We start from the raw sequence: 18,569 nt of genomic DNA on the forward strand, positions 1-18,569 counted from the left end.
ACCCAAGGTTGTAGCACTAATAGCATTTTTCAACTTTAGCAAAATATAGCGACCCTAAAAGTCGCTTTTTTTTTATTTCTTCAGCAGTACAAAACTAAAATCTTTGCCTCTATACGAATTTACTAATAAAATATATTGTATGGGAGAGGAGAGAGTAAGTTCACAAATGGCGGGAAGGGTTTGCTTTTGTAGTACTTGGCAAGCAAACCAAAGTCCGAAAGCTGAGGCTGTGTAATACTCACTGCTCAGGGTTTTGTAGTGCAAGGTAGGGCATTGCCAAGAACGGTTTTCTGCTTCACCAGTAAGTATCAAATCTATATTAGAGAGAGTAAGATGGTGGCGAGAAAGAAAGTTGTTAAGAGCTGTTTGTTGTTGCTCAGGAGTGAGTTCATTGTACAAAGCCACATCCACAAGTTCTCCATAGGTATTGGGAGTAGCCTCTGCTGATAATGCAAAGAAACTTGCTCCTTCTCCCTTTTGGTCAAGCCCTACCAAATCATATAAATACAAAGTGTGCGGACTGTGTTCATCTACACCTCCTACCAAAGCCGTATTGATAGTATCTTGTTCCATTTGCATTTTAGCATCTAACAAAGCTGATTCAAATGATATTGCCCCATTTACATAGGTAAAGTTTTCTCCTTTGCACTGCAACAAAAGAGCTATCTGCCCTGCAACAGTATTATGAGTAGATTGTATAAAAGCCGTGGGAGTGAGGTGCTCCTCGTTATCATTAATAAGCGCTGTGAGGAATTTTTCAGAATCTTGCAGGCATCCCATACCCGTACCCACCAAAATAGCATCAGGGGTAGTGATATGCGCTTCTTTTAAGGCTTCGGTAGCAGTGACTATACCCATTTTTACTCCTTTAGCCATACGACGACTGGCATTAGGGGCAATATATTCTTTATAAGAAGGTTCTTGAGCGTAACACACTTCCTCTGAAGTAACCTTTATGGCTTCATCGAGGAAATGAGGAGTTAAGAAAGTAGGTTGAGCCGAGATACAGGCTATTCCATTGATATAAGACTTCATTCAATTAACAATTAATAATTAACAATTTAGGAGTTAGAAATTAGGGATTAGGAATTAGTATTAGAGTTCGGCAAAACTTGTGATGCTTTTCTCACTCTCAAATACGATACCAGTCCTAACAACAGCACTATACCCACAGCATAATACACAAAAGCAGGGGTAATAATTTTATCGCCTGTGGCATAGCTGTGCATACCTGTAAGGTAGAAATTCACACCAAAATAAGTCATTAGGATACTGCCAAAGGCAACAATGCTCATAAAGTTGAACGCCCATCGTCCGCGCCAATGGGGTATCAAGCGCAGGTGTATCACCAAGGCGTAAACCATAATGCTAATCAATGCCCAAGTTTCTTTTGGATCCCATCCCCAATAACGTCCCCAGCTTTCGTTTGCCCACATACCACCCAAAAAGTTGCCTATGGTGAGCATTACGAGCCCCACTGTAAGAGCTAATTCGTTTACGATAGTGAGTTCTTGTTGTATAAGATTGATTTTATGAGTATTCTTTGGAGTAGTAACTATCATCAATAGGAGGTTGATAACTCCTAAGAGCATTCCTAAGGCAAAAGGTCCATAACTACCTACAATCACGGCAACGTGTAACATCAGCCAATAGCTATTGAGTACGGGTTGGAGGGTACCAATAGCAGGATCCATCCAATTCCAGTGGGCGATCATCAGTATCATAGCGGTTACAAAAGCGGTAGCAGCAACCGTGAGGGGGGAACGTCGAGAAAAGAAAAGTCCTACCCCAATAGCCGACCATCCTACATATATCATACTCTCATAAGCATCGCTAAAAGGTGCGTGACCTGAAAGATACCAACGTACAACAAGTCCTACAGTATGCAGGATAAAACAGAGCCACAGCAAGGCTATACCTATTTGGGTAAGTTTTCTAAAAATTTGTTTTGGTATAAAAATATGCCATAATAGCACTATAAATAGCACTGTACCAAGATACAAATATGCTTGAAAGAGTTGTTCAAAAATATTGATGCGATTGTACCACAATTCAGTTTGTACTTTGGCAGGTGAGGGCAATACCTCATCCGAGTAAAACTCTTGTTGTAGCTTGATATTGTTGAGCACCTTATTGGCTTTGCTATAATCGTCTGTTTCAGTGGCTTGTTGTAGCAAAATAAGGTAAGCAGGCAGTGCGTTTTTTACAAATTGTTTATACAGTGGGTCGGTGATTTGGAGGGTGTCGTTTACGTAATCTAAGTGCGAAATCCACTTATGATTAGGGTCATTAGGCACAGGGAAGACCTTAAAAATATCACCTTGTAGCGCTCTGTTGAGCAAGCCAATACGTTGGTCTACTTCCTTAAAATCTTTTTGAAATTGGTTAGGAGTATTTGTGTTGTAAATATCTTTCAATAAAGGGGCGAGCTTATACTGTCCATTTGCATCAAAAAAAACTTTGGGTTTTACCCATTTGGTTCCTTCGGGGACTCCCAAAAAACGATGTAAACTGTCATTAGCTTTTTTCACATAGATAATATCCGACTCATACCACGCTTGCGGACTGAGGAGCATAGAAAGCAAAACTTGATCGGAAGTTAAACCTTTATAAGTATCGTGTTTGCTAAGTTTTCGTAAGAGTTCTGAAGAGAAGGTATTCACGGGCTTAAAGCGCCCATCATCTTGAATGAGCATTGCACCAAACTTTTCAGCGTGCGCTTTGTTGGGTACTACCATAGGAGTTTGGGCAGTAGCCAAAGAGCCAAAACATAATGCCAAAACGATTGCAATTCTTTTAGCTTGTAGGTCTTTGAGTTGCTGATTGAGTTTCCTAAATCGGGATTTGCCTACAAACATAAATGCTAGCAGACTGCCGAAGAGCAGTATATAACCTACGTAAGTGATGAGGGTACCCCAAAAGTCGTGGTTTACCGAGAGTATAGTACCTTGTTCATCGGGGTGAAAAGAAGATTGAAACAAGCGATAACCTTGATAATTGAGAATGTGATTCATCTCAATATCATAAGGAAAGCTCTCCCCTCCCCCATTCACGGTTACTTTGCTTTTAAAGGAAGCATAACTATTCTCGGTACCAGGGTATTTTTCGGCTATAAAATCGTTGAGGGTAAGACTAAAAGGCAACTTCTCTTCACGTGCTCCATAGCTTAGATGAAACTGCAAGCCGTTCAAAGTGATTGTGGTAGGAGGGTGTTGCACACCGCGTTTGCCCATTACTGTTACTTCTTTGCGCTGATTACCTGAAACAACTTCCAATACCAAGGCATTCATCTCCTTGCCTATGCGTTTAAACGATTTATAGGTAATGCTAAAAGGTTTGCCTTTAAAGTCAGACGACCACTTGTAATGATTAGAGGTATAAGGGGAGAAAAGCACCTCCTTTTGTTTCTTTTTGCGCAAGGGAGCTCCTTGATAATTGCCGTCTACCATTGCAGTGATATAAGTGCGATCGGAGAGGTAAGTATTTGTAGTTTCTCCTTCGCGTAGAGAAATCATACCTTCATCACCAAAGTAGCGCGTAACCCCAGACCCTACGATGATAAACACCCACGAGAGGTGCAACACCAGCACTGCCCAGTTTTCTTTTTTTAGCAATCGATAGCGGGAGATATTCCCTATAAAATTCAGGACAAAAAGCCCCATTATCGCCTCAAACCACCAAGTGTTATACACCCAAATGCGGGCGGTATCGGTATCGTAGTCGTTTTCTACAAAAGTTCCTACTGCCATAGCTATAGCAAAAGCAATGAAGAGAATTGCCATCAGCTTGGTGGAATAGAGGAAAGAGATGAATCTGCGTAATTTCATAATTGGGGGCAAAGGTAGTGAGTAATTAACAAATTAGCAAATTCTTGAATTAACTAATGAAGAGAGCTGAGAATCCGGAAGAAAACAAAAAATTTCGGAAGATGTTTTTTAGTCCAAAATTAAAAAATAGCTTCTGGAGGAATATAGTTAGCTTATACAAAGCTTATAGGAAGCTTGAACGAATCTTGGACGATTGGTATACAATAGCTATATAAAGAGTTGAGAATTAATAGTTAAGAATTAAGAGAAAAAAGAGTTTTGAGCGAAGGTAAAGTGATAAAAAACGAAAGGAACTACCTAAAAAGGCAGTTCCTTAATTGTATAACTATAAAATTACTTATTTACAATTGATAAGCTGTTTGAGTGCACTCATTTCTTTATATTTCTCACGGGCTTCTCCAGCAGGATAACCAAAGTAAGTTTGTCCGCCCTCCAACGATTTAGAAATACCGCTTTGAGCTAAAATCACCGCTTTTTCACCTATGGTGATACCGCTGGTCATTCCTACTTGTCCCCAAATAGTAACTTCGTTTTCTATCACTACACAACCAGCAATTCCTGTTTGTGAAGCAATGAGACACTTCTCTCCTACTACCGTATCGTGACCTATATGCACTTGATTATCTATCTTTGTTCCTTTTTTGATAGTGGTATCACCTGTTACTCCTCTATCAATGGTACAAAGAGCACCTAAATCAACATTATCTTCAATTACTACACGACCTCCAGACTTGAGTTTATCAAAACCTTCGGGGCGTTTTTTGTAATAAAAAGCATCTGCTCCGAGCACTGTACCGGCGTGAATAGTTACATTATCACCTATCACACAATCGTCGTAGATACTCACATTAGAATGAATACGACAGTTGTTGCCTATTACTACATTGTTACCCAAAAAAGTACCTGGTTGCACTACTGTGTTTTCACCTATACGAGCTGAAGGGGCTATAAGTGCAGTTGCTTTTTGAAAAGGTTTAAAAAAGTCGGTGAGTTTATTAAAATCGCGAAAAGGGTCACCGGATATTAAAAGGGCTTTCCCTTCAGGGCATTCTACTTCTTTGTTGATAAGTACAATAGTAGCCTTAGAATGCAAAGCCTTCTCGTAATACTTAGGATGGTCTACAAAGACTATATCACCTGCTTGTACCACGTGAATTTCGTTCATTCCAAGTACGGGAAAATCTTCTGCACCTACGTATTTCGCATTGATGATAGTAGCTATTTGCTTAAGGGTATAAGGCTGTGAGAAACGCATAATTAGTCTTTCATTCTTTCGACGTAAGTACCTTTTTCAGTTTCTACCTTAATGCGGTCACCTTCGTTGATGAAAAGAGGTACATTCACAATAGCTCCTGTTTCAACAGTAGCAGGTTTGGTAGCATTAGTAGCTGTATTACCTTTTACTCCTGGTTCTACGTGCGTAACAGTAAGAATAACGTTAGCAGGCATTTCAACTGAAAGCGGTGTTTCGTCTTCGGCATTGAAGATTACCATCACGGTTTCACCTTCTTTAAGTAAATCGGGGTAATCGAGCATATCTTTGCGAATATGCACTTGGTTGAAGTCGTCGTTGTTCATAAATACAAACTCATCACCTTCGGCATACAAATATTGGAAAGAACGAGTTTCGACACGTACATCTTCAATTTTGTGACCAGCAGAGAAAGTGTTGTCAAGAATTTTACCTGTGGTAACACTTTTGAGTTTGGTACGCACAAAAGCAGGACCTTTACCTGGTTTTACGTGTAGGAATTCAATGATTTTGTAGATATCGTGATTGAAGCGAATGCACAATCCTTTTTTAATGTCTGCGGTTGTTGCCATTTATTCTATTTTAAGTTATTTGTTTTTTGTTTTAAATTCTTACTCTTTTATTAATTCACCGTGATAACCTTTCATAATACCGTGCTGTGAGCGACGCACGAATTGCAATATCTCATCGCGTTCTACAGTGGCTTCCATTTCAGCTTCTATATAGTCCAAAGCGTGAGAAGTACTAAGCTTCTTTTGGAAAAGTACACGATAAATATCTTGTATCTCACGTATTTTCTCAGTAGTAAATCCACGACGATGTAACCCTATAGAATTCACTCCTACATAAGAAAGTGGATTGCGTGCGGCCTTTACATAAGGAGGAACATCTTTACCTACGAGCGAACCTCCTGTTACAAAAGCATAACTCCCTATAGAACAAAACTGATAGACCGCAGTCATTCCTGCCATCACAGCACAATCACCTACAGTTACGTGTCCTGCAAGAGTAGTACCATTAGAGAAAATACAGTTGTCCCCCACAATACAATCGTGAGCGATATGAGAGTAAGCCATTATCAAGCAATTGTTGCCTACTACAGTTCTCATACGGTCGACGGTACCTTTATTGATGGTTACACACTCTCTGATAGTAGTATTATCACCTATGTGAGTAGTGGTTTCTTCACCTTTATACTTGAGGTCTTGTGGAATGGCTGAAATTACAGCTCCAGGAAAAATTTTGCAGTTTTTCCCAATACGCGCTCCCTCCATAATGGTTACGTTAGGTCCTATCCAAGTGCCCTCACCTATTTCTACATTTTTACTGATAGTAGTAAAAGGCTCTATCACTACATTTTTAGCGATTTTGGCATCGGGGTGGACATAAGCCAAAGGTTGAATCATATACTTTTATTTTACTTTAACAATTTGAGCCATTAGCTCAGCTTCGGTAGCTAACTTGCCATTCACATAAGCGTAGGCTTGCATGTGGCAAATGCCACGGCGAATAGGCGTTAGCAATTCTAACTTGAATATAAGGGTATCTCCTGGCACTACTTGTACCTTGAACTTCACATTGTCTATTTTCATAAAGTAAGTGAGATAATTTTCGGGGTCAGGTACGGTACTAAGTATCAATACACCTCCTGTTTGTGCCATTGCCTCTATTTGGAGCACTCCAGGCATTACAGGAGCTCCAGGGAAGTGTCCTACGAAGAAAGGTTCATCCATTGTTACATTCTTCAAACCTACAACGTGTTTATCGGAAAGTTCAAAGATTTTATCTACCAACAAGAATGGCGGACGGTGAGGTAACAACTTCATTATATCAACAGTATTGAGTAACGGCGGTTGATTGATATCTATAGAAGGAACGTTGTTACGACGTTCATTTTTTATAATCTTAGAAAGTTTTTTAGCAAATTGAGTATTGGTGAAATGCCCAGGTTTGGTAGCAATTACTTTACCACGAATGCGTGTACCTACCAATGCCAAATCGCCTATTACATCCAATAGTTTATGACGAGCAGCTTCGTTAGGGTAATGCAAAGTAAGATTATCAAGCACTCCATTAGGTTTCACTGAAATATTATCTTTGTTGAAAATCTTTTTAAGTTTCTGCATCGTACTATCAGAAATTTCTTTATCTACATATACGATAGCATTATTCAAATCTCCTCCTTTAATCAAACCGTGATCGAGTAAAGCTTCGAGCTCGTGCAAGAAACTAAAAGTACGAGCATCAGCTATTTCGGTTTTAAATTCGGAAAGTTTATTGAGATAAGCATTTTGAGTGCCCAAAATCTTAGTACCAAAATCTACCATTGTAGTCACTTGGTATTCCTCGGCAGGAATGAGAGTAATCTCACTGCCTGTTTCTTCATTTACGTAAGTAATTACTTGTTTTACTATATACTCATCACGCTCTGCATCTTGAGGAGTGATACCCGCTTTTTCTATAGCTTCTACAAAATATTTAGAAGAACCATCCATAATGGGAGGTTCGGAGGAGTTGAGCTCAATAATCACATTATCCAAATCCATACCGACGAGCGCTGCTAAGATGTGCTCACAGGTTTGGATTTTCACCCCCTTTTTCTCTAAAACAGTGCCACGTTCTGTACTTGCTACATAGGTAGCATCAGCTTCGACAACGGGGTTTCCTTCTAAATCGGTACGTACAAAGGTAAAACCATTGCCTACTGGTGCAGGTTTGAGCACCATTTTTACTTGTTTACCAGTATGTAACCCAATACCTTCTAAGGTAATTTCTTTGGATAAAGTATTTTGCTTTACCATAGTGTATTTATTTTAATTTTTTTTCTAATTCTTCTAAGCGTTTAAGCAAGTTAGGTAATTTTCTAAAAATGACATAAGCTTTGTTGTATTCGGCGTGCCCCAAAGCGGGAGAGCCTTGTATCGCTTCGTCGTCTTTAAGGTTGCGACCTACCCCTGTTTGGGCTTGTATTTTCACGCGATTGCCTATTACTAAGTGACCTACGATTCCCACTTGACCACCTATCATACAATTTTCGCCTACTTTAGTTGAGCCAGCGATACCTGTTTGGGCAGCAATCACTGTATTTTTACCTATTTCTACATTGTGGGCAATATGTATTTGATTGTCTAACTTTACTCCCTTACGAATGATAGTAGAACCTAAAGTTGCACGATCTATAGCTGTTTCTGCACCTATATCTACAGAATCTTCAATAACGACATTACCTATCTGTGGCACTCTGCTGAACTCTCCTTTTTCATTGGGCTGGAAGCCAAATCCGTCAGCACCTAATACTACTCCACTGTGGAGCATACAATCTTTGCCTATGACAGTTTCGGAATATATTTTACAGCCTGCAAAAATAGTAGTCCCCTCACCTACTGATGAGTTATCACCTATGTAAGTGTTAGGATAGATTTTCACATTATCGCTTATCACTACATTTTCGCCAATATACACAAAAGCTCCTATATATACATTTTGTCCTATTTTAGCAGACGAAGCGACAAACGAAGGTTGTTCTATGCCTACTTTATTCATCTTCACTTGATTGTAGAACTCTAAGAGTTTAGTAAAAGCTGCATAAGCATCGTCTACTCTCACTAAAGTTGCTGATATTTTATCTTCAGCCTCAAAGTCCTTATTTACAATCACTATAGATGCTTGAGTAGTATAGATAAAATGTTTGTATTTAGGGTTTGCCAAAAAAGATATACTCCCTTCACTTCCCTCTTCAATTTTTGAAAGTTTATAGACTTCAATTTGGGGATTTCCTTCTACTTCACCGCCGAGTACATTGGCTATTTGTAATGCTGTAAATTTCATTTAATTAGTTTATAATCAAAACGATATAAAGCAATATTTATATGTTTTTGTCTTAAAAAAAGGTTGTTTTTCGCAACAAAAATATAAAAATTATTTCATATAGCACTCTTTTTACTATTTTTTTTCTCTATCGGGTAATTTTACTCCCTCCTTTTCTACCTTACTTTGGATAGCAAATATAGTATCGTTCGGTTACTTGTGAAAGAGGTTCTAAATTGATGGCTTCAGAGGTTTTAGTAAGATCTACTACTCTTCCATTTTTGGTAAGAATCTTAATTATTTCCTTTCCTGGATTATACGCTCTGTTAGTCATCACTCCTGTAAAGACAAAGTACTTCATATCTTTTTCGCCTACTCCTTTGGCAATTGATAGTTTCTGCAGTCTCTTTATCTTCTGTTCTTCAAAATCGTTCAATCTGACTTTTATTTTTAGCAAATCGCGGTTGAGCAACATTTTGCTGAGTTTAGAAAGGACTACATCAGGGTGGAACTGCCATTCTTTCATTGCTGAAATAATATCTGTATCGTCTAAACGAGCAAACATCTCAAGCACTTCTTGTGAGAAATTATCTTTGGATATCTTGTTTTTTACAAAAAAAGCTAAGGCGGTAGACATAGTCAGCTCTTGCCCTTGTTGCACCAACTCTTTAGCGCGTTTAAGCAACCTGATGAGTATCTGCTCGGCTACTACGCTAGTTTTGTGCAAGTACACTTGCCAATACATCAATCGGCGGGCTATTAGGAATTTCTCTACCGAGTATAAGCCTTTTTCTTCGACTACTAATTCGTCGTTGCGTACGTTAAGCATTGAAATAAGGCGTTCAGAATTTATATTCCCCTCAGCGACTCCTGTATAAAAACTATCGCGTTTGAGGTAATCGGCTCTGTCCATATCCAACTGCCCCGAGATAAGTTGATGCATAAACTTACGTGGGTAAGTACCTTGAAATATTGCTATAGCGGTATCTAATTTGCCATTAAATACCTTGTTAAGCTCTTGCATAAAGCGCAGCGAGATTTCCTCGTGAGAAATACCTTCGACAATGCTGTGTTCCATTGCGTGAGAAAAAGGCCCGTGACCTATGTCGTGCAACAATATGGCAATATAGAGCCCTTCAGCCTCTTTTTCAGAGATTTGTACTCCCTTGAAACGGAGCATCTCTACTGTTTTCTGCATTAAGAACACACACCCCAATACGTGCTCAAAACGAGTGTGTTTAGCCCCTGGAAATACCAAATACGAAAGTCCCATTTGATTGATACGCCTGAGCCGCTGAAAATAGGGGTGCTCAATAATGTCGAACACCAAAGTGCTGGGGATATGGATAAACCCATAAATAGGGTCGTTGATAATTTTTAGCTTATTTCTTGACCGCATTGAACTGTTTGTTTTTTAACCACTCGGCAGTAGCTTGATAAGTACCAATACAAGCATCGGCTTGTTCCTTATTCACATTATTTTCTTTTATTTGCTCATAAAACAAGGGATACTCTTGTGAGGGTTGTTCTGTTTCTTTGTGCAAACTGTATTGAGTGGTTTTTCTCAAAGGTGATATAATAGTGAGTTTATCAGGGGTTAAGTAACCTAAATCCTGATAAGTAGCAATATAAGCGCGTGGCTGATAACCTTCTTTTAGTACATCTTGCCCTATGAACTTAGAGATATAATTGAAATTTAGCAAACCAAAAACGGTAGGCATCACATCTATTTGTGATACCATTATATCTATTTTCTTAGGAGTGATAAAATCGGCAACAATAAAACAAGGAATGCGATAACCATCTAAGGGCAATTCGGTACTACCTGCACTCGATGCACAGTGATCGGCCACAATCACAAAAAGAGTATTTTTATACCACTCTTGTTGTTTTGCCATCTCAAAGAATCGCTTGAGCGCATAATCGGTATATTTTACTCCACCTGCACGTCGTTTTTCGGTAGGAGGAATATCAATTTTACCTTCAGGATAAGTAAACGGACGGTGATTGCTCACGGTCATCCAGTGATTGAAGAACGGTTTGCCAGCTTTAGCTTGTTCGTTCATCACTTTTATAGCTTTGTTTGCCATATCTTCATCGCAAACACCCCATATATTGGAAAAAGTTACTTCTTCTGGAGTAAAGCTCTTGCTATCTACAATATCGTAGCCATTACCCACAAAGAAGTCTTTCATATTATCAAAATAACTATCACCTCCATAGAGATATTTCACATCATACCCTTTGCTTTTGAACACACTACCTGTGGTAAACTTATTTTTATTGTCTTTGCGCTTCACCACGCTTTCCCCTGGAGTAGGTGGTATGCAAAGGGTTAGGGCTTCCAATCCTCTCACAGTACGGTTACCTGTAGCATACAAATTAGTAAAAAACAAGCTGTTATTAGCTAAGCTATCTAAGAAAGGTGTACGGTTATCGGCATTGCCATACATTGTGAGGTATTCTGCCGAAAGACTCTCTACTGAAATGAGGAGCACATTGCGGTGTACTTCGGTAGTATCGCTTACAATTTTTCGTTCGAGGGCAGGCGCATTGAGTTGTTTGAGCACAATGCTTTCAGCTTCTTTTTCTGGCAAGGTAGGATAAAACTGAAAAAAGTCTAACTCACTATGGGTAAAAGCATAATAAAACTTGTAAACACCATTACTTTGTATTTCTTGAGCAAAAGTATTTTCGGCAGTCATAGCATCAAGCTGGGGTAATCTCCACATTCCTATAAGTACTAACAGTAAATAGGGCACTACTATAATCGTTTTTTCAAAGAGGGTGGGTATTGTTTTTAGCACACTCTTAGTCTTGTGAAATAAATATATCGTAATTGCCAATACTACTACAAACACTCCTGAAAACAAAGGCACAACGGGGTAGCTTTCCATTATATTGCCTATTACCTCATTGGTATAGATAAGGTAATCTACCGCAATAAAGTTATAACGAATCCCGAACTCATTCCAAAAGAAATATTCGCTTACTGCATTCATCACTATGGCAAATACATAGATAGCCAACGTAATAAAATACAATGCATTGCGCAGTTGGGCTCTGTACTTAGGTAAAAAGAGTAATAAGGCAAAACACAACGTTTTAAAGCCGAAGAAAGCTAATGCGATTTCGGGAATTACGCCCCCATATTGTGCAAATATATTGTTAGGATAAAACTGTATATAGAGTAGTATGAGAATAAACACTCCTAAAATAATGCCTCCGTAAGGTTTTTTGTACTTTACATTGGCGATAAAGAGGAAATAAAGCATTAAAATACTACTTGCCAATACTATCACAAAAGCGTCGGATAGTATGCCTATGAAAAGCATCTTAAACACACTCCACACCGAAAATGTGGTAGCAGTGATAGGGTGCACCATAAAAACGATGCGCATCACAAACGATACGATAAGGTATAAGGCAGCTATATAAGTAAAAGGCTTTATTCTTTCTAAAATAGACTTCATAGATAGTTATTTTTAAATGATAAACATTGTGATTTCTCTCTTAAAAAAAGAAACGCCTTAAAAAGACTCATAAGGCGTTTCATTTTAAAAATGAAAAATTCTTTATTTATTGATTTGTGTTAAGCATAATTGGCATTGCCAACATTAGCACTTTCTCACCCTCATCAAGTCCATCAACAGGCGTGATAAGTCCGGCGCGATTTGGCAACGACATTTCTATCAAGATTTCATCAGAGTCTAAGTTATTAATCATCTCTTTCAAGAACTTAGAGTTGAAGCCTATTTCTAAATCGTCTCCCTGATAGTTACAAGTAAAACGTTCCTCACCTTTATTGCTATAATCTACGTCCTCAGCTGAAATTACCAAGTTAGAACCAGCTATTTTCAAGCGCACTTGGTGAGTGGTTTTATTTGAAAACAACGACAAACGGTTAATAGAACTATAGAATTGCGAACGATTTAAGATAAGTTTGTTAGGATTTTCTTTAGGAATTACCGCATCGTAGTTAGGATATTTACCATCTATAAGGCGGCAGATAAATTCCATATCGTCAAAAGAGAATTTTGCATTGCTCTCGTTGTATTCCACAGTTACTTCAGTTTCACTTCCTGCTAAAATACCTTTGAGAATGTTCAACGGTTTTTTAGGCATAATGAAATCAGCAGCTTCATTAGCTTTGATGTCTAAGCGTTCGTATTTCACTAATTTATGAGCATCAGTACCTACAAAGGTAAGTCCGTTTTCACTGAATTGGAATAAAATACCGCTCATTGTAGGACGTAAATCGTCATTTCCTGCTGCGAAGATAGTCTTTTGCACGGCAGTTGCTAATACATCGCCTATCATCGTTACTTTGCTTGCTTCAGGCAAAGCTACAGGACGAGGAAACTCCTCTCCATCTAAATAAGCTAAGGTATAATTACCGGTAGTAGAGCTAATTTCTATTACATTATTCTCTTTTACCAAAAAGGTAAGGGGTTGTTCTGAAAAGGTTTTAAGAATATCTGTCAATAATTTAGCCGATACTGCTATGCTCCCTTCTGAATCTGATTCTACTTCCAAAGTACCTCTTACAGTAGTTTCCAAATCGGAAGCAGAGATAGTTAAAGAATTGGTAGACAGTTCAAACAAAAAGTTATCGAGTATAGGCATTGTATTGTTGTTATTGATTACACCGCCAAATACTTGTAACTTCTTTAATAAGTAAGAACTTGATACTATAAACTTCATATTTTTATATATTTTAAATGACAAAACTTACCCCTTTGCGGAGTAATAATGGCAAAAGTAGAAAGAATATTTGTTACTACCAAATTTTTTTAGATATTTTTTAATTTTAATATGAGTTCGACATAAGAGATAGTATGACTTACACTACAGAAATTCTTAGTACGACAAGCAATTACAAATAGGTAGTCTCGCTGTTTTTTTAATCTCCCACAAATTCCAAAAAATAGAAACTTTACCGACGATAGAAAAACAAATTTATAAACAACAAAGAAAGACAGTTTTTGTTTGAAGCAATCTTATACTTAGCTTATACGAATCTTATAGGAAGAACGAACAATGAGTGGGGCTACAGTGGCTCTACAGTGGCTCTACAGTGGCTCTACAGTGGCTCTACAACGAACAAAAGACGAACAATGAACAAAGAAATGCTAAAGGAAAGAGGAAAATAAGATAGCGTTAATAGCTTTTTAAAAATAAAAAATAATATATTTTGCTTATTTCTATTTGTAATTAAAAAAAACTTTGTATTTTTGTGCCATTATTTTAAACATAAAATTATGGAGAAATTTGGTGATATCATCAATGTAAATACACCTGTGCTCATTTGTTTTTATTCTGAAGGTATTGAAGTTTCACTACATATGAATGCTGTATTACGCGAAGTAGTTACTATTTTGAAGGATAGAGTAAAGGTTGTGAAAGTAGACATTAACAAGAATAAAGAATTAAGTAAGGCATTGAAGATAAGTGCCTTGCCTACTGTTATCATCTTTAATAATATGAATCTTATTTGGCGCGGAGAAGGCTTTCAAGACAGTGAAGTTTTACTAATGGAACTTAACAAATTTCTGTAATTAATGATTAAAGGTCAATAATTAATGGTTAGTTCTAATTCCTAATTTCTAACATAATGAGGAATTAGTAATCCTACCACTAAATCGTAACTATTGATACCTTGTGATTGTTTGTTTGCTTTCAAGAATGCATCGTAGCTTGCTTTAAAAACAGGCTCAGCTTTGTTCTCATATTGTTGCCAAAACAAACGCACTTCTTTATAGTTTTCAAAGATACCTTTGTGAATTTGAGAGTGAAGGCTTTCATATTCAGTAGGGGCTACCTGAGCTACTTCATTGAGAAAATAGCGCAAGGCAAAGAGTTCTGCACTGTATTTAAAATAAGGATTATCAGTTTTTAGAGCTGCCAAATACCCTAAATAATTTGCTTCTTCTTCGGCAGCATACCCCATTTGATGTGCTATCTCGTGGCAAACAGTAATAGGCACACTATAACCTATCATCTTTCTGTTTACTTGGGCTTCATTAGTAAACGGATTCAAATACCCACTATATCCCATATAGGTAAGCAATTTACTGTAAAGAGAAGGTTTGACGCTTTTCATTGCTTTAAAGTCTGTAACACCTTGTTTCTCGAAAGGATAGCCGTTATAAGCAATGCGATATATTTCTTTTTGTGAAAGCCAAAAGTCTACTTTAGTAGTATCATTGGTTGCTAATCGGGAATGGATTGTGTTGGCTCTGTCAATACACGTTTGTGTAGCTTTCAGCAGTTGGGCTTGGGTATATTCTTTAGAAATGTGCAAAGATTCCGATAAAGGTACCCTGAAATAGTTGAACCCCCAGAGGAAGAAAAAGGCAAAAGTAATACGTATTATTTTTGAAAATATCTTATCTAAGATTTTTAAGGGGGCTTGCCATAACTCTTTGAAGTGTTTTACTACGGCTAAAAATATACCTATAATGAGCAACGTGTATAGAATATCGCCCATAGAAAAAGGTATCCACCCGAATAAAAAGTGCAACACTTTAGCTATATACGGGTAGATACCTTTACTATAAATATGTTCTGTAACGGTAGGAAAAGTACGAAAAACAAGCCAAATAACTATGTAAATAGCAAAAACACTATATTTCCATACTTGTTTCCTTTCCATTATTTCTTATCGTCTTTACCTTCCAAGTCTCTCTCAAATTGTTTTACTTCTTTGAGTTGCTCTATAATCTTATCAATAGTTTCTTTTTTGTCTATTTCAATAGGAATTTCCACTTTAGTGTACTCCCAACGAATTACTAAATTTACTTTTTCATTAGAAATATTCTCGAATGAGAACTCTAAAGCTTCTTGTAAATCTTTGGTTTGAGTAACAGGCACTGTAAATTCAATAGCATTCTCATTAGGGTCATAGCTATAAGCTCCCCACGCATCGGCATCGTAATTGAGAACTACCGTCCACTGGTGAGCTTCAGGAGTTACAAAAATAGCATAATCGCCCTTCTTTACCGATTTACCTCCAAATTTTACAGGCTGAAGAAAACTAATACTCGTAGCTTGATTAGCTCCTAAACGCCAAATCTTCCCATAGGGAACTAATTCGCCAAATATTTTACGCCCGCGCACACTTGGGCGACCGTAATCTACTGTAATTTGACTCACAGAAAACTGTTGTGTGATTACCTGACGTGGACTTGCCATAGGGTAGCTAAAGTTCTGCGCATAAGACGCAAGACTTATCAAAAAAACTACTATAAGGATTAGTTTCTTCATATTATTCGAAGTTTAGATTTAATAAGAACCCACGACTCTTTAAACCATTAAGGTTACTTGTCCAAGGGCTATTGGGATTATTATCGGGTATCAACTCATTATTAACTGAAAATAAGGCTCTCAGAGAAGGAGAGACTCTAAAGTAAGGAGTGTAGAAGTCAATACCTAAACCTAATTCATAGAAGAAAACATTTCTTGTAGCACGGAAAGTCTTTTCGGAGTTATCGACATTTAGATTCGCATTACTACTCAAGTTAAACACCATCGAAGCTCCTGCCGTTACGTAAGGTTTTACGTTATACCAGCGCTTAGCACTATATTTTAGCAATAACGGAATATAAATATAAGTAGAAGGAACATCGCGCATCGAATCTCTCGAATCAGAGAATCCAGGGAAGATAAGAATACGCTTATTGTACACCAAACCTGGCTCAATTCTCAAATCGAGATGTTTCACTAAGCGCACAGAGCCTGTAAGACCTACGTTAAAACCTAATTTACGGTCAGTTTGTATTTCTCGCAGATTAGCTGTGCGATAATTTAAGTCACGGTAATCTATTTTGAAGTCAAACACATTGGTACCAAAATAGTATCCCCATTGAAAGCGTTTGTCATCAAAATGTTCTAAGTTCATAATAGGCTCTTTGATTTGCCCATACAAATTCAATGCTCCTAAAAATAAGAACAACCCTATAAGACTCTTTTTAAATGTTTTCTTATTCATTTTTTATTGTTAAAGTTCTATTTATTAGCTATGTAAATGGTAACTACTCCACCTAAGGTTTTAGGATAATATTCAGTTTTCTGATAACCTACCTTATCTAATATCTCTTGAAACTTCTTCCCGTAAGGAAAATGGATAGCCGAATCAGATAAGTACCTATAAGCCGACCTGTCTTTGGAAAAGAGTTTGCCAATGAGAGGCATCATATAATTTGTATATAGATGATACCCTTGTTTGAAAGGGAACTTTTTAGGTACAGAAGTCTCTAATACCACCAAGCGCCCCTTTGGTTTCAGCACTCTGAGAATTTCACTTAGTCCCTTTTCTAAATCTTCAAAGTTACGTACTCCAAAGCCTACCGTTACAGCGTCGAAAGTAGCATCAGCAAAAGGTAGTTGCTCACTCTCTCCGTGTACTAAATTAATGCAGTCGGTAAGTTTTTTTTTAGCTATCTTTTCGCGTCCTACTTCCAACATTCCTTCTGAGATATCTAATCCTGTAATCCTCACATTTGGAATAGTAGTAAGAGCAATTGCTAAATCGGCTGTGCCTGTAGCTACATCAAGCACCGTAGTAGGGTGTATCTCTGCCACTTTTTGTACTACAAATTTACGCCATTTTACATCTGAGCCCCACGAAATCAAACGGTTCAAACCATCATAAGTATCTGAGATAGTGTTAAACATTTGGGTAACTTGTTCTTTTTTACCCTGTGCTGAATCTTGATAGGGCGTAACAGTGTTCTTAGGCATATAGTGCTTAATTTTTTGCAAAGATAGAAATTAATTTTCAATTGACAATATTTTTGTCTCTTATTCACATACACGCCAATTCCACAACCCTAGCTTTACCTCTTACCTATTTAAATGCCTTTGTATTATTCTTAATAATCGCTTCCTTCTCGGCTTCTGGAATAGAGTATTTATGACCATAAGCAGCTCCTTCCCAATCGCCATAAGAATAGTTAGGGAGCACAATAAAACGCTTACCAAACTCTGTTTTGTTCTTATGTACTGCCTCTGAACGTTCTTTTGGAGTACCACCATCGAAATCTTTAGAAAAGTCGGAAAGGTTGTCGCCCATCAAGAGTACGATGTCGTAATCTTTAGCAATTTGTAACCGACGGTTTTCTTTGCTCTTCTCAGCAGAACGTAAGATAAGTCGATTGTCCGAAGGCAAAGGAAAATTGTACTTGCGCAAGTTCTTAGTCGTACCTTCACGTTCGTTGTCACGACGATTAGTCACATAAAAAATAGCTACACCCTTGCTATCGGCATATTTAAAGAACTCTAACGCGCCTGTTAGCGGTTTGGCATCGCCTAAAACTGTCCATTCTTCCCACGCTTTTTGTGAATAACTAATACCCTGTTTCGCACAATAGGCTTCAAAGGGCGAATTGTCCAAAAAGGTTTCATCTATATCGGTAACAATTGCCAGTGGTTTATCGCCTTTTTTAGCAAGGGCTTCGTCCAATCGCAATTGTGCCACGTTGAAGGCTTGCAAACACAAAGCTTCGTATTCAGCAGCGTTTTGCTGAAAGTAAGACGACCACAATTTGCCGTTAGCAATGAGGGCACTTTCTTGCGTAGTAGTTTGCGTTGTGGTAATGTTTTTAGTAGGACAGCAACTGCCGAGCAATAAAGCTGCTACTCCAATGAGTAAATAATTCTTTTTCATTTCTATTTAATTTATT

Annotated in this window: 17 protein-coding genes; 2 read left to right on the plus strand and 15 right to left on the minus strand. The window is 37.8% G+C overall.

The genetic code is table 11. The annotated features are described in order from the left end of the window. Positions 1-72: 72 nt before the first annotated feature. The 10 genes from ACSQ7D_RS00495 to dnaN form a co-directional block, all read right to left on the minus strand. Complete coding sequence (locus tag ACSQ7D_RS00495; protein ID WP_437134983.1) at positions 73-1,035, minus strand: beta-ketoacyl synthase N-terminal-like domain-containing protein; 963 nt, start codon at positions 1,033-1,035, stop codon at positions 73-75. A gap of 47 nt (positions 1,036-1,082) precedes the next feature. Further along, complete coding sequence (ccsA, locus tag ACSQ7D_RS00500; protein WP_437134984.1) at positions 1,083-3,827, minus strand: cytochrome c biogenesis protein CcsA; 2,745 nt, start codon at positions 3,825-3,827, stop codon at positions 1,083-1,085. Between the two features lie 337 nt (positions 3,828-4,164). Further along, positions 4,165-5,082: a UDP-3-O-(3-hydroxymyristoyl)glucosamine N-acyltransferase gene (locus ACSQ7D_RS00505; RefSeq protein WP_009421124.1), complete on the minus strand. Its 918-nt coding sequence runs from the start codon at positions 5,080-5,082 to the stop codon at positions 4,165-4,167. A gap of 2 nt (positions 5,083-5,084) precedes the next feature. Further along, entirely contained in the window at positions 5,085-5,651 is a 567-nt protein-coding gene (gene efp, locus ACSQ7D_RS00510) for an elongation factor P (protein WP_002671577.1), read from the minus strand. 39 nt (positions 5,652-5,690) lie between these two features. Beyond that, complete coding sequence (gene lpxA, locus ACSQ7D_RS00515; protein ID WP_308765758.1) at positions 5,691-6,485, minus strand: acyl-ACP--UDP-N-acetylglucosamine O-acyltransferase; 795 nt, start codon at positions 6,483-6,485, stop codon at positions 5,691-5,693. A gap of 6 nt (positions 6,486-6,491) precedes the next feature. Next, the gene (locus ACSQ7D_RS00520; protein WP_009411366.1) at positions 6,492-7,880 is read right to left on the minus strand and encodes a bifunctional UDP-3-O-[3-hydroxymyristoyl] N-acetylglucosamine deacetylase/3-hydroxyacyl-ACP dehydratase; all 1,389 of its coding nucleotides are present in this window, start codon (positions 7,878-7,880) and stop codon (positions 6,492-6,494) included. A gap of 7 nt (positions 7,881-7,887) precedes the next feature. Continuing rightward, positions 7,888-8,907: a UDP-3-O-(3-hydroxymyristoyl)glucosamine N-acyltransferase gene (gene lpxD, locus ACSQ7D_RS00525; RefSeq protein WP_009418353.1), complete on the minus strand. Its 1,020-nt coding sequence runs from the start codon at positions 8,905-8,907 to the stop codon at positions 7,888-7,890. 160 nt (positions 8,908-9,067) lie between these two features. Beyond that, complete coding sequence (locus ACSQ7D_RS00530) at positions 9,068-10,285, minus strand: HD domain-containing protein (protein WP_437134985.1); 1,218 nt, start codon at positions 10,283-10,285, stop codon at positions 9,068-9,070. Further along, on the minus strand, positions 10,269-12,359 hold the full coding sequence (locus ACSQ7D_RS00535; RefSeq protein ID WP_437134986.1) for an LTA synthase family protein: 2,091 nt from the start codon (positions 12,357-12,359) through the stop codon (positions 10,269-10,271). Before ACSQ7D_RS00535 ends, ACSQ7D_RS00530 begins: the two co-directional genes overlap by 17 nt. Before the next feature lie 106 nt (positions 12,360-12,465). Continuing rightward, the gene (gene dnaN / locus ACSQ7D_RS00540) at positions 12,466-13,590 is read right to left on the minus strand and encodes a DNA polymerase III subunit beta (protein ID WP_437134987.1); all 1,125 of its coding nucleotides are present in this window, start codon (positions 13,588-13,590) and stop codon (positions 12,466-12,468) included. Positions 13,591-13,871: 281 nt separating this feature from the next. Between dnaN and ACSQ7D_RS00545 the strand changes: the two genes are divergently transcribed. After that, positions 13,872-14,039 carry a hypothetical protein gene (locus ACSQ7D_RS00545; RefSeq protein ID WP_437134988.1) on the plus strand — a complete coding sequence of 56 codons (168 nt, stop codon included), beginning with the start codon at positions 13,872-13,874 and terminating at the stop codon, positions 14,037-14,039. A 108-nt stretch (positions 14,040-14,147) separates the two neighbouring features. Then, entirely contained in the window at positions 14,148-14,444 is a 297-nt protein-coding gene (locus ACSQ7D_RS00550; RefSeq protein ID WP_009418423.1) for a thioredoxin family protein, read from the plus strand. Positions 14,445-14,485: 41 nt separating this feature from the next. On the opposite strand, the gene ACSQ7D_RS00555 is transcribed toward ACSQ7D_RS00550, so the two are convergent. The 5 genes from ACSQ7D_RS00555 to ACSQ7D_RS00575 form a co-directional block, all read right to left on the minus strand. Continuing rightward, complete coding sequence (locus tag ACSQ7D_RS00555; RefSeq protein WP_437134989.1) at positions 14,486-15,541, minus strand: DUF3810 domain-containing protein; 1,056 nt, start codon at positions 15,539-15,541, stop codon at positions 14,486-14,488. Next, entirely contained in the window at positions 15,541-16,152 is a 612-nt protein-coding gene (locus tag ACSQ7D_RS00560) for a DUF2911 domain-containing protein (protein ID WP_002671558.1), read from the minus strand. The genes ACSQ7D_RS00555 and ACSQ7D_RS00560 overlap by 1 nt, the downstream gene beginning before the upstream one ends. 1 nt (position 16,153) lies before the next feature. Further along, positions 16,154-16,876: a porin family protein gene (locus tag ACSQ7D_RS00565; protein ID WP_009411358.1), complete on the minus strand. Its 723-nt coding sequence runs from the start codon at positions 16,874-16,876 to the stop codon at positions 16,154-16,156. Between the two features lie 17 nt (positions 16,877-16,893). Further along, complete coding sequence (gene ubiE, locus ACSQ7D_RS00570) at positions 16,894-17,628, minus strand: bifunctional demethylmenaquinone methyltransferase/2-methoxy-6-polyprenyl-1,4-benzoquinol methylase UbiE (RefSeq protein ID WP_437134990.1); 735 nt, start codon at positions 17,626-17,628, stop codon at positions 16,894-16,896. Positions 17,629-17,734: 106 nt separating this feature from the next. After that, positions 17,735-18,553, minus strand: a complete 819-nt coding sequence (locus tag ACSQ7D_RS00575) for a 5'-nucleotidase, lipoprotein e(P4) family (protein ID WP_178977850.1) — start codon at positions 18,551-18,553, stop codon at positions 17,735-17,737. Between the last annotated feature and the right edge of the window lie 16 nt (positions 18,554-18,569).

This window comes from Capnocytophaga sp. G1920, assembly GCF_051417515.1.